A 13,041-nucleotide genomic window follows, 5' to 3' on the forward strand; every position below is an offset into this window, starting at 1 on the left:
TACCTAAAGACTATTATTTTTAGCTAACGTTACTGAACGGCTTCTTTTAATTCGCTTATAGCTTAATGACTCTAATTTTTGTTCTATATGCTGATCATAACCTATTGTGTCTTTATAAACTCGATACCATTCTAAAGCACATGAACCATTTACACTGATGGTATTTTTCAAACAACTATAATTATCTAAAAGCCATTTAATGCTTCTATTATACATAAAACGACATCCATACAATAAAGGAGTTATCTGTTTTTTTGTCCCACCTCCTAGTGGCATATCCCATGGAGCATTAATATTATGCCCACAAAAATGCCTTTTTAACAATGCTAAGACTTGATTGTTTGATCCTTTGCTACATCCTGCTACAAAATAACTGGCAATAGCGTTGCTATTTGTCGCTAATAAAATTTCACTTAATAATAGCTCAACTATTTCTGTACGTCCCTCCTGACAAGCAACATATAAAGGGGTTGCTCCAGTATCAATTGTTTGATTTATATTAATATCATGTTTAGCTAGTAATAACCCCACTATGTCTTTATGACCTTCCTGGCAAGCAACATATAAAGGGGTTGCTCCAGCATTTTGTGGAAGATTTATGGCAGCACTATTCTCCAACAATAATTCGGCTATTTCTTTATGACCCTTCTCACATGCAACATATAAAGGGGTTGCTCCAGTATTTTGTGGAAGATTTATAGCAGCACTATTCTCCAACAATAATTCGACTATTTCTTTATGACCCTTCTCACATGCAACATATAAAGGGGTTGCTCCAGTATCAATTGTTTGATTTATATTAATATCATGTTTAGCTAATAATAACCCAACTATTTTTTTATAACCTCTGGCACAAGTAATATATAAAGGGGTTGCTCCAGTATCTGTAGCTTTATTTATATTAACATCGTTAGCTAGTAGTAACTCAACTATTTCCTTATGACCCCTCTCACATGCAATATATAGTAAATTAGTATTCTGGTGATATCCTTTAGAAATGACTTTTTGTAATTCAACTTTATAGTAGTCCTTATCACCTACTATAGTATTAGCGTAAGTGTCACTAATATTTTTTAGTGATTCGACAATAATCTGCTTATATCTTGACCTATTTAAACTATTATCTGATGATTGCCTATTATTTTTGTAATGTGCTTCTTTTAGATTACTTAAGTTTCCTTCTCCTTGTAAGAGATAGTTTTCTTCTTTAATAAATGTATGAAGTTTGCCTACATCTATTTCTCTTACTTTATTCCTAGTATAGGTTGCGCGTTTTTTATGATTTTTCCATTTAAAAAAACTATTTATATATCTATGTAACCTATTGTCTATTTCTATTTTAATCTTACCAAGACTTTTTTTTAAATCAGGTATATAATCTCTATGTTTGGGACTTATATAAACTAATATATTTAGAGCTAAAAGACCATCTCGTTCTATATTAAAATCAAAAGATTTAAAAATATTAATAACTAAATTTTCAATATCGAAATATTTGCTGGCCTTAAAGTTATCAAGACTTAACATATTAGCATCATATAACTCTAAATTAGAATTAAATGTAATTGCATGGTCTAAACTATTTACGCTAACGCAAAAGTTAAAGTTGCTTTTATTAAGTTGCCTAATAAATAATGGTTTTAAGAAACTACAGTAATTTTCTTTTTTGCCAATAAAAGGATAATTATATACTTCTATAAACGGGGAAACCTTTTGATAAGTAATATTAGGTCTTTGATTATCAAATATTTTTTGACTAACGGCAGTTAATTTTTCGTTTATAACAAACGGTGAAGTTTTTACTACATTTTGATATATTATTTTATTGCCTTCAAGGCTATTTAAGAATGTATTGCAAGGTGTGTGATATGCAAGTAATCCATCTAAGAAAGCTCGTATTGATATAACATTATCGTATATTTTCTTTTCGCGCATTTCTAGGTTACTATAACGATCAACCTGTCTAGTGTTGCATTTAAATGATCGCTTTTCATAATTACATACAGCATTGATAAGGTCAGTTAGTTTATTATAATTATTGTTATTAAACGATATCGATATACTATCTCTTGTAAGTAGTTGTAATCTTTTATGAAAAGTATCAACATCATCAGATAGATACGCTTGACCCCACATGGCAGCCATACCAAAACATAAACCTTTGGGCAACCCTAAAGCAGTATAATAATCTCCCCAGCCACAGTATTCCGAAATATCTTTTATATTTTTTATTAAATTGTCATAATAGCTCATTATATTTTCCAAAGTAACGATTTTTCAAAGTCTCCACCCAATTGACTTACACTATAAAGTCTCTTTTAGTAACTTACAGGAATAACCATATAACTCTATAATATTAATTATTAGCCAATATAACATAAGGTTTTTAAAAAATAAATAATATATAAATTAAAAATAAAATATAATTAGTTTATTATAACCTGGTTTTAAAACACTGGTTTAGCTATACATCCTTAAACGGGACTTTCCAAATAACTGTGTAACTTCTTTAAAAGATCAATGCAAGCGATTTCAGATCTCCTAAAATTAACTGATCATGATTAAAATGACGCTTTATTATTTATAACTTCGTTAAATAAGCTGTATTTATAGGCATTTTAGGTGGACACTCTACCAAAAATAGTAGCTTTACTGGTTATAACTGTAAAATGATAAGGTTGTCAAGACATTTTTAATGCAATTGCCCTGGAGAGTAACTGCTTTTAAATTGACTATGAGAACCCCATTAATGTATAATTTTTTTCCCATATTTATCAAAATTTTTTACTCCCTATCAAATATACTATACATAAAATTAAACCTTAACCTTTATATAATTTACCTACACTGAGTAAAAGTTGCCTACCTCTAAAATACTATAAACCATAGGAAATAAAATATATGATATTACATATTTGCTTCAGAATTAGACCAAGATTTTATGAAGATTTTTTTGGATATCGAGGATCATTCGATAGAGTAGGAAATAAACTTCATTATAGGTTTATAAATTCAAAAGATGACATCCTTAGCAATTTTGTAACTAAAAAATATACTAAAGTTAAATCGCCTGAATCTAAATTTGATGTGATTGATCTTCATACAGGCGACACTGTCTTAAAACCTCATATACAACGTTATATTCAAAATTTGAAAACTATACAAAATCTTCAAAAAATCAAAATAATTTTAATGGGGCATGGGGCGCCTAATCATGCGATTTTTGCTTCTGATTCAGGTGCTAATATTAGTGCAGAAGAGCTTGGACGGATCTGTTCATTTATACGCAAGTCAATATCAAATTCCATTCCAATAAAAGTAAACTTACTTAACTGTAGTGGTGCAACAGGTGATACTAATTCTTTTGATGTTATAAACTCAATTTTGCAAAAAGGACTTTCATGCAATATTCATGTCAAAGGTTACTTAACAATAGTATCTACCCAATTCGATAAACTTAAACTCTCTGGATTACTTGAAAATTCTTCTTACCCTAATTTTAACAAGACCTGTGAACATTCAGTAACTGCTTACCATGATAATGGCAAGATCACTTATGACGTAAGTGCTTATACTGGCCGTAATGCTACGAAAGGACATATAAAATATAAAAAACCACTTATGAATGAGTATAAGCAATTTAAAACTCTATATAATCAAGGATATTTGCTCGCTTATGAACATGATTTTGAAAATAGTAAGAATAACTCAATAGCTTTAGAAATTATCTATTATGCTCTCAATTTCTTACTCGAGACCTCAGCGAATGATTTCCACGAAGGGTTATATTCATATAAAAAAACTTTAAATGAGTTAGAGGATTACGCTAATAAGCTCCAAACTAACGTATGCTTCAAACCACTTATACAATGGCTTCTGTCAATTTATTTATTTTCCAAAGAGTCTTTCGACAGAAAAATAATCGAGGATAATTTAAAAACTAAGAAATTAACTGAAGATTCTATAGCTACAAATGTACAAGAATTCGAAGATAATATTGAGAATATGGGCAAATTATTACATAAACTAAAATAGACCTCTTTCGAAACTCATTTATGTAACTCCAGGTTATAAATGCCAGCTATTAAATTGAATCTTAGTCCAAATCTTTTTCTTCTATTTCTATAACGATCGGCAATAATTTTAAATCGCTTAACCATGCTGATCACATTCTCATTCAGAACATGTTGACTAGACAGTTCACGGTTTTTCTTTTTATCAACGATAATTTACGTCTTTAACGTATGCCGCTTCTTTTTGCCAGAATAAAAGCTTTTTTGTTTTTTTAGGTCGTTCAATGGGTGTTTCAGTTGCATCTATCAGTACAACCTCATAGTCAACATCACTTTTTAATAATGCCTTACGTCCAGGCAATGAGAATTGCCCATCTTTAATCAGAGTATCTTCAACCCAGCGTATATTACGATAACAAGCACTTTCACTTAGACCATAGCTGCGTGAAATATGAAAATATGTTCTATATTCGCGTAAATATTCCAGCGCCATAAGCAGTCCATCTTCTATAGACAATTTATTCGGCTTACCTCCTTGTGCTTTTAGGTGGACTTGCGCTTCTTTTAATATCATTGTCATGACAGTAAAAGTAGTGCGTTTAACGCCTGTAAGTCTACGAAATCCTTCTGGTGACTCATCTTTAATCTGCTCAAATTTCATCAACATCATTCCAATAAAAATAAAAAGTTTAACCAATTCAGCAAGTTATGCAAGAGGTCTATTATTAAAAAGCCCTATTCTCTATTAAATTCCCCGTATATGATCGATACACATTAACTTGTATTATCTATATGTAAAGATTCGCTATAGTAAATAAAAACTTAAATAAATACAAAAAAATTGGGGGAGAACATATGTCAAATTTTCACGCGCTTATCCAAATATTGGATATTTTGATTAAAGAGAATAAAGATTTCTTTGGAAACACTGGGAATTTTAAGTATGACTTGTTCAAACTTCTACAATCGCGTATTTTAGAGATCCATTCATATAATAAAAATTTGTATGCCTTTAATGAATTACAGTCCACGCTTATATGCAATTTAATAATATTTATTAGTAGTATTAATAGAAGAGGAGATTGGAATAGAAGTAATATAACAAATACCACAAAGCTTTTAATTAAAACTATTAATAAATCACCTATCAACAAACAATTATTTAAAAACCACCTTAATTCAAAAAGCGAAGTAGATTGTAAAAGTCTTGACTCAGGAACATCTTTGTTAGATAAATCTAATTTTTCGCATTTCAAGTCACCTAAACAAATAGTGGAATATTTTCGTGAATATATTAATGGCTTGGACAGACACCTTTTCAACAAAAACCATGACGCTTTAAAAAAGCAAGAAACGATTATAGGGTACTTTAGAGATATTAAAAATAGGCTCAATAATAAAGAGCAAAAAAGACAAATTATTCAAAGAGAATTTGACTGGTACATTTCTAAAGTTCAAGTTTCAAATACTGGAGTTTCAATGAATTATGATAAAATGACTCCTGAACGTAAGCAAGTTTATATGAAAACTCCTGAAAAAGTCGCTAACCAAAAAGTGACGGAATTGCGTAAAAACCAATTTTTATCAAAAGAACAGTGGCGGACAATTACTACTAGGACTAATATAGGTAACTGCGGAGATCAAGCTAGATCAATGGCGGAAATATTAAATCGTCATAAAGGCGGAGGAGTTGCTTATCCTGTTGGGCTAGTAGGTGTTGATCATGCTTTAGTTTTATATGATTTCGAAGGAAATCCTCAACGTGACCCTGGGCATATTTTTGACTTTGAACCAGCTCGATATTTGATGGTTGATCCATGGGCAGGGTATTTAGCTGATTTCTCAATAGAAGATACTAAATTCTCTAAAATTCAGCGTATTGATAGCAAAGATAATCAACAAATAATATGGGTTATTCCTGGTGAAAAAAATAAATATCTTGAGGCAGAAAGAGAAGATGATTCTGAAGAAGAGGAAGAATACCACGATAAGTTTGGCTCTTTCATCTAACAGTCGTCCATCAGTTTGAATCTGGTTTTATTTCTAAACTTGTGAGATTCACAGACATGGTTTCAACTTTTTAGAGACTCTAATATGGGAGTGTTGAAATCTAAAGCTGACAATTGCAAATTTTGTTAAAATATGTGTAGTAAAAGTTACGTGAAATTTATTTAGCTATGAATCAAATAGAAATGATAAGTCTTAATGATTTAAGAACTGAAGTTACGGACTTTTGGTTTAAAAATATTTATCAGACCTTATTTTTAGAGTAATCGACTAATGTAAATATGTAAAATATAAAGCTACAGGAAAGTTCTAATTCGTACACAGAATTTTTGTTATGCCAAAATTCCCAAGCAAGTGCAACGATGTGTTCAAGCATGTTAAATAATGTAGTAAAACATGATAGTTTTTCAAGGATGCTTCAAGTAGGAGATTACAGTAGTCATTATGTTTGGAATAAAGGTAAATCAGTATTAAAAACTCTACAGAATTCCTTTAAATTACTATCACTAGACAATACGATAATTCATAAGCTCGATAGTAAGATAAATGAATTAATAAACTGGTTTTATGATTATTCTGTTGGTAAAGCTGTTAAAGGCATTAATCTAATTAGTGCTTTACTACATTCAGGTAAAGCTGATATTCCAGTATGTTTTGAAGTGCAAATCAAAGACCAGCTTGTAGTTGAGAAAGATAAGTATGGTAAGGATAGATTAAAGCGTAAGGCACGTTATACAATTAATCAACTAGCTAGAAGTATTGTCTTACAAGTACTAAAAAATATTGGAAGCTTTAATTATCTTATAGCAGATAGGTATTTTGCCTCAAAAGCTAATTTAAACTTCTTTAACAAACATAAGATCAAATTTGTTTTAGGTATATGCAGTAACCGTTTAGTGGCTAAGAGTAAGGCTGATGCTAAAGCTGGTAATTACTGTAGGATAGATGAATTAGAATTACAAGAACATGAGACTATGAAAGTTTATTTAAAAGATATAAACTATAGTCTTGTGGTTACTCGCCAAGTCTACAAAAACGCAGACAATTCAACAGGTGAGATATAAATGTTAATCGCCGCTAATCAAGCTAGTCATAAGTAAATTATGAAAATCAAAAAATTATTTAAAATATAAGTTTATATAAAATTAAGTAACTTAAGTTATAAAAAATTCACAAACCCCGTATATTTATTAAGATCTGAATAATGATAAAACCGATAGTAAATATGAAAGCTACAGTTAATCTATAACTCTTCAGAAAGAACAATCAGCTTCCTAGCTTGCAAAAGCTGATACTCACTTGTTTCATCTTTTAGATTTAAGTTAAGGTGTCCAACTTTTCGCCCTTTTCTTGGAGCTTTATTATAGCTGTGTATTTTTACATAGTCTAAAGCTGCTAAATCCCTAGTAGGAGGCATATTACCAATACAATTTAACATTATAGTTTTTTGACTATCTGTAGCACCAAGTATGAGTCCTGTAATAGCCCTTATATGATTTTCAAATTGTGATGTAACTGCACCATCTATACTCCAGTGGCCACTATTATGTACTCGTGGTGCTATCTCATTAACTATCAACTCATCACCTTTTACAAAAAATTCTATCGCTAAGGTACCAACATAGTCTAATTCTTTAACTAGAATTTTTGTTATTTCTTGTGCTTTCTGAGAAAGAATATCATTTTCAAATGGTGCTATAGACTCAATTAAAATACCTTGTTTATGGATATTTTTAGCTAATGGATAAAAAGCTATATTACCCTTAACATCAGCTGTACAAATTTGAGAAACCTCATAATTAAAATCAACAAATGCTTCATATATTAAACCATCTTGCGCATCTTTTAAGGCATTCCAAGCTTTTATTATGTCTTGTTGAGTTTTTATCACAAATTGACCTTTACCATCATAGCCAAACCTTCGAGTTTTGACTATAGCTGGTAAGCCAAACTCTTTAACTGCTTTTTCCAACTTTACCAAACTATCAATATTTGCAAACTGAGCTGTAGCAATACCATGATCCTGCATAAATGATTTTTCAAGCAACCTATCTTGAGAAATAGCTATAGACTTAGCTGATGGGTAAACATTTACCTCATGATTAATTGCTTGAATAAGCTCATGAGAAATATTTTCATTCTCAAATGTAATTACATCAAATTGTTTTGCCCAATTTACGACTTCATTAATGTTATCTAATGGTATATCTGTAACACTTTTTACAACCTCTTGGGCACAATCGCCAGCTTCGCCTAAACAGTGAAATTCAAAACCTAATGGGGTACCAGCTATACTTAACATCCTTGCAAGTTGCCCTGCTCCGATAATACCTATTCTCATAATTATTGCTCTCTAGGATTTGGATTTTCTAAAACGTTTTGAGTTTGGTCAGCTCTAAATTTAACTAAAGCTTCAGCTATTTTAGAATCTGTAAATTGCAATATACTAGCTGCAAAAAGTGCAGCATTTTTACTACCTGCAACCCCTATCGCAAACGTAGCTACTGGAATACCAGCAGGCATCTGTACTATGGATAATAAACTATCTTTACCATTTAATATACTAGATTTCACAGGTACTCCTAACACAGGAAGCTCTGTTTTTGCAGCTACCATACCTGGTAAATGTGCTGCTCCACCTGCTCCAGCTATTATAACCTTTAAGCCACGTTTTTTAGCAGTTTCTGCATATGTAAACATCTTATCTGGTGTACGGTGTGCTGATACTACCTCACACTCATAGCCAATACCAAGTTGGTCAAGGATATCACAACACTCTTTCATTGTGCTCCAATCAGACTTAGAACCCATTATCACGCCAATGTCTATGCTCATTTTTTATTTCTCCAATTCTTGTATAACTCAAAATCTGTCATACCACGACTTGATCGTGGTATCCATTTTAACTATACCGGGTCGATACACTGATCGACTCCTACATTTCATTGTTATTTTTTTATATTTATCCGCAGGAGCTAACCTGTGTGTTGTTAGCTCTATCACAAATTTTTATTACTTTTTCTCCAATTTTTAATAACCTCAACCCAAGCTTTACTTTCTAACTTTTGTACTCTTTCTTTTAAAGTTTCAGCCATATCTGTAGCTAAAACATCACATTCTAGTTGCAGTACTACCTGACCACCATCAACATCTTCTGTAACCTGATGAATAGTACAACCAGATTTTATCTCTTTAGCATCAATTACAGACTGGTGTACAGCTAAATCCATCAAACCAGCATATTTTGGTAATAAAGAAGGATGTATATTTAGAATTTTACCTCTAAAATAGTTTATAAAATCTTTACCTAATATTCGCATAAAGCCTATAAGCATTATCAAATCTGGGTTATATGATTGTATTTCTTGGATTAATAACTGATCGTACTGTTCACGATCAAGTCCTTTAGCACTTAAAAACTTGTTTGGTATATTATGTTCTTTTGCTCTTTGTAAAATATATGCTTCTTTCTTATTTGAGATTACAAGCTCTATATTAGCATCAACTTGCTTAATAGTAATTGCATCTATTATAGCTTGCATATTGCTACCGCGAGTGGAGCCCAAAATTACAAGTTTTAATTTTGACATCGTACTAGCTAAGTTCTTTGTATTTTTTACCACGTAAAATATTCATATGGTTAATACGCTTATTTATAAGCTTCTTGGTTCCTATATCTGGTCGATGGAATAATTTACCATAAATATTTTTCACACCATTTTCTGCTTTTTGCTCAGCTTCAGCAATATTGTCACCTAAACCTAACACAGCTATAGCTCTTGAACCTGTCCCAATAAGTTTACCCTCTCTTTCATCTACTGCACCAAAAAATAGCTCAACATCACTAGGACATTGAGATATATCGATTTCAAAGTTTTTTACCGAGTGATTTGGATACCCCAGAGGCACTAAATACTTGCATACTGTAGCCTGTTTTTTAAAGCTTGCCTTAACGTCTTGTAAATCACCTGTAGCTACCGCTTTAGCTATTTCCACAAAATCACCTTCTAATAAAGTCAGCAAATTCATAGCTTCTGGATCTCCAAAACGGGCGTTATACTCTATGACTTTAGTGTCATTAATTGTTGCCATAAAACCACCATAAATGATCCCTTGATAAGGAGACCCAAACTTATCAGCTAATGCGTGAATAACTTTTTCGTTGATTTCCTTAGCTCTTTGAATATCACTATCAGACAAAAATGGTAAGCTATGATTTACGTCTGAATACGTACCCATACCGCCTGTATTCGGCCCTCTATCGCCTTCATGGGCGCGTTTATGATCTTGGACAACTGGCATGTGTATAAAGTTTTCACCATCAGTAAAAGATATTAAAGAAAATTCTTCACCATGAAGCTTTTCTTCAATAACAAATTCTTTACCAGCATCTACTAATGATTGACAATGTTTAATAGCCTCTTTCATTGTATGAAGGTGATCTCCCCATACAAGTACACCTTTACCACCACATAAACCATCTGCTTTTATTACAAATTGCTTTTGGTATTTTTTAAGTGTTTCTTCAACGCCATCCATAGAATTGAATTTTTTAAAAAACGGATTAGCTCCAATTTTATACTCCTCTATAAGCTCACGAGTAAAGCCTTTAGATGTTTCTAATTGAGCATGCTCCTTAGTAGGCCCCACAACATTGACCCCATTTGCTTTTAGCCTATCTGCCAACCCAATCTCTAATGGAGCCTCAGGACCAATAATTGCAAGATTTATACCTTGTGATTTTGCATAATCTACAATAGCCTCACAATCACATATATCTGCTAATTTATAGCCAGCAGATAGCTTAGTAATACCTGGATTTGTAGCATTACTTATACAAAATAGTTTATTTTCTATCGAACTTCTTTTAACAGCTTTTGCAATAGCATGCTCTCTACTACCTGAGCCTATTAGAAGAATATTCATATTTTTCTCCATATTTAGATAATTTTTAACATTTTTTTCTATACGCTTATTAATATCTTCTTTATCCGATGGTGGAACAAATGTTTGTCCTGTAATCATTTCAAAAAGAGTAATATACTTTTGTGATAGTTCTACAACTAGCTCCTCTGGTGCTTGTGGTAAAACTTTATCATTATACGGATCACAATTTTTTGCAAACCATAGTCTAAAAAACTCTTTATCGATATTTTCAGGCTCTAAGCCTTTTTCAAATCTATCTTGGTAGCTATCTTTTAGCCAAAATCTAGAACTATCTGGAGTATGAATTTCATCAATTAAGATAATCTCACCTGTAAGCTGGTCTATACCAAACTCATATTTAGTATCTGCAAGTATCAAACCATGTTCTTGAGCTATTTTTTGACCAAACTCAAAAAGTTCTAAAGCCCTTTGTGATGCAAAATCCCATTGTTGTTGTGTAAGCCAACCTTCTTTAACAATATCTTGTGCTGATATTGGTCTATCATGATCTTGCTCTTTGGTTGTAGGAGTTAGAATATTATGAGGAAGCTTTTGGTTTTTGCTTAAACCCTCCGGGAGAATATTTCCACAATAGTCTCTACTACCATTTTTGTAGTGTGTCCATAATGATGTTGATGTTGAGCCTGTGATATAACCTCTTACAACAAACTCGATAGGTAATACTTTGGCTCTTCTTGCTACAATTACATTTGGATCAGGTGATGTGATAAAATGATTTTTTACTATATGAGCAGTTTCTTTAAACCACCATACTGAAGATTGTGCTAGAATTTGCCCTTTAAAAGGAATAAAACCTAATGATCTGTCAAAAGCAGACTGTCTATCAGTTGATATCAAAATACTTTTATCATCAGCAAAATACATGTCTCTAACTTTACCAATGTACTTATCTTTGATATCTAAATTAGTTGATTTCAACACATTTTTAATATTATTTATAATGATTTGTTTATCAATCATTAGACTATTTCCACCTTAGCTGAGTTTGTAATAGTACCAATTTGATACAGTTTAGTATTAGTATACTTAGAAGCTAGCTTACGCATTTTTTGATATTGATCTTGGTTTGTGATTATAGTCATACCTATACCCATATTAAATGAACGGTACATTTCAAAATCACTGATATTACCAATTTTTTGCATAACTTTAAAAACTGCCGGAACTTCAAAACTTTCCTTACTAATTTTAGCTCCCAAGCCTTTTGGTAACACACGTGGAATATTTTCAATAAACCCGCCACCTGTAATATGAGCCATACCTTTGATATCAACGCCATTATCTAAGAAGTCATGGATAATATTTGTATAATTGATATGTGGCTCTAGCAAGATATCACCTATAGTTTTACCAGCAAACTCAGGATAAGTATCTGTATGCTTGTTATTAGCAACATCAAAGAAAAGCTTACGTGCAAATGAGTAACCGTTTGTATGCAATCCTGAGGAGCTAAGACCAAATATAACATCACCTTGTTGGATATTTTCACCATTGATAATTTTGTCTTTTTCAACAATACCAGTGATTACTCCAACCATATCTATTTCACCAGGTTGGTAAACCCCTGGCATCTCAGCTGTTTCGCCACCTACTAGAGATACACCAGATTCAGCACATGCTTTTGACATTCCTTTAACAAGTTCTTCCATAATAGCTGGATCTAACTTATCATGGGCAACATAATCTAAAAATGTAATAGGCTTAGCACCCATTACTACAATATCATTGGTTGCAGCTGAAAAAAGATCATAACCAAGATTTTCAAATTTGTTACACATTACAGCAACTTTTGTTTTAGTGCCAACACCGTCTATAGACTGTACTAATACTGGATCTTTATAATTATTAACAATATCTTTCAGTGAGAATAAAGAACCAAAGCTACCTAAACCTGTTAGCACGTTTTTTGTAAAAGTTTTTTTGACATGCTTTTTCATTCTGTCTACGGCTTGGTTACCTGCCTCAATACTTACACCAGCGTCTTCATATTTTAGATCTGCCATTTTATTTCCTTTTTAATCAATTCAAAATGCCCTGTCATTCCGGACACCGATTCTGAATCTCTTAACTTATA

The 13,041-nt window shown here is 31.8% G+C and carries 8 protein-coding genes and 2 pseudogenes; 3 read left to right on the top strand and 7 right to left on the bottom strand.

The annotated features are described in order from the left end of the window. Window positions 1–3: 3 nt before the first annotated feature. On the bottom strand, window positions 4–2,253 hold the full coding sequence (locus FRA_RS05530; protein ID WP_035719706.1) for an ankyrin repeat domain-containing protein: 2,250 nt from the start codon (window positions 2,251–2,253) through the stop codon (window positions 4–6). A 648-nt stretch (window positions 2,254–2,901) separates the two neighbouring features. Between FRA_RS05530 and FRA_RS05535 the strand changes: the two genes are divergently transcribed. Next, window positions 2,902–4,035: a hypothetical protein gene (locus tag FRA_RS05535; protein ID WP_035718519.1), complete on the top strand. Its 1,134-nt coding sequence runs from the start codon at window positions 2,902–2,904 to the stop codon at window positions 4,033–4,035. Window positions 4,036–4,049: 14 nt separating this feature from the next. Here FRA_RS05535 and FRA_RS05540 read toward each other — a convergent pair. After that, window positions 4,050–4,674, bottom strand: a pseudogene (locus FRA_RS05540) (transposase family protein). Window positions 4,675–4,868: 194 nt separating this feature from the next. Between FRA_RS05540 and FRA_RS05545 the strand changes: the two are divergent. Together FRA_RS05545 and FRA_RS05550 are read left to right on the top strand one after the other, a co-directional pair. Further along, window positions 4,869–6,023 (top strand): hypothetical protein, encoded by a 1,155-nt coding sequence (locus tag FRA_RS05545; RefSeq protein ID WP_035719736.1) that lies wholly within the window; start codon window positions 4,869–4,871, stop codon window positions 6,021–6,023. Between the two features lie 287 nt (window positions 6,024–6,310). Beyond that, window positions 6,311–7,081 (top strand): annotated as a pseudogene (locus FRA_RS05550) (IS701 family transposase); the annotation flags it as partial. Window positions 7,082–7,263: 182 nt separating this feature from the next. Here FRA_RS05550 and FRA_RS05555 read toward each other — a convergent pair. The 5 genes from FRA_RS05555 to purM all read right to left on the bottom strand — a co-directional run bounded on the left by FRA_RS05555 (window position 7,264) and on the right by purM (window position 12,970). Further along, window positions 7,264–8,361: a 5-(carboxyamino)imidazole ribonucleotide synthase gene (locus FRA_RS05555; protein WP_035719740.1), complete on the bottom strand. Its 1,098-nt coding sequence runs from the start codon at window positions 8,359–8,361 to the stop codon at window positions 7,264–7,266. A gap of 2 nt (window positions 8,362–8,363) precedes the next feature. After that, complete coding sequence (purE, locus tag FRA_RS05560) at window positions 8,364–8,855, bottom strand: 5-(carboxyamino)imidazole ribonucleotide mutase (RefSeq protein WP_035719743.1); 492 nt, start codon at window positions 8,853–8,855, stop codon at window positions 8,364–8,366. A 164-nt stretch (window positions 8,856–9,019) separates the two neighbouring features. Beyond that, the gene (gene purN / locus FRA_RS05565) at window positions 9,020–9,610 is read right to left on the bottom strand and encodes a phosphoribosylglycinamide formyltransferase (protein ID WP_035719974.1); all 591 of its coding nucleotides are present in this window, start codon (window positions 9,608–9,610) and stop codon (window positions 9,020–9,022) included. A 4-nt stretch (window positions 9,611–9,614) separates the two neighbouring features. Further along, window positions 9,615–11,927, bottom strand: a complete 2,313-nt coding sequence (locus FRA_RS05570; RefSeq protein ID WP_035719746.1) for a phosphoribosylaminoimidazolesuccinocarboxamide synthase — start codon at window positions 11,925–11,927, stop codon at window positions 9,615–9,617. Next, entirely contained in the window at window positions 11,927–12,970 is a 1,044-nt protein-coding gene (gene purM, locus FRA_RS05575) for a phosphoribosylformylglycinamidine cyclo-ligase (RefSeq protein ID WP_035719748.1), read from the bottom strand. The genes FRA_RS05570 and purM overlap by 1 nt, the downstream gene beginning before the upstream one ends. Between the last annotated feature and the right edge of the window lie 71 nt (window positions 12,971–13,041).

Source organism: Allofrancisella heilbronnii (assembly GCF_000710735.2).
In the GTDB taxonomy this organism is placed as follows: Bacteria; Pseudomonadota; Gammaproteobacteria; order Francisellales; family Francisellaceae; genus Francisella; species Francisella frigidaquae.

Excerpts from the sequence above, each read along its gene's own strand:
- FRA_RS05530 (WP_035719706.1), bottom strand. The coding sequence starts at position 2,253 with ATGAGCTATTATGACAATTTAATAAAAAATATAAAAGATATTTCGGAA.
- FRA_RS05535 (WP_035718519.1), top strand. The coding sequence starts at position 2,902 with ATGATATTACATATTTGCTTCAGAATTAGACCAAGATTTTATGAAGAT.
- FRA_RS05545 (WP_035719736.1), top strand. The coding sequence starts at position 4,869 with ATGTCAAATTTTCACGCGCTTATCCAAATATTGGATATTTTGATTAAA.
- FRA_RS05555 (WP_035719740.1), bottom strand. The coding sequence starts at position 8,361 with ATGAGAATAGGTATTATCGGAGCAGGGCAACTTGCAAGGATGTTAAGT.
- purE (WP_035719743.1), bottom strand. The coding sequence starts at position 8,855 with ATGAGCATAGACATTGGCGTGATAATGGGTTCTAAGTCTGATTGGAGC.
- purN (WP_035719974.1), bottom strand. The coding sequence starts at position 9,610 with ATGTCAAAATTAAAACTTGTAATTTTGGGCTCCACTCGCGGTAGCAAT.
- FRA_RS05570 (WP_035719746.1), bottom strand. The coding sequence starts at position 11,927 with ATGATTGATAAACAAATCATTATAAATAATATTAAAAATGTGTTGAAA.
- purM (WP_035719748.1), bottom strand. The coding sequence starts at position 12,970 with ATGGCAGATCTAAAATATGAAGACGCTGGTGTAAGTATTGAGGCAGGT.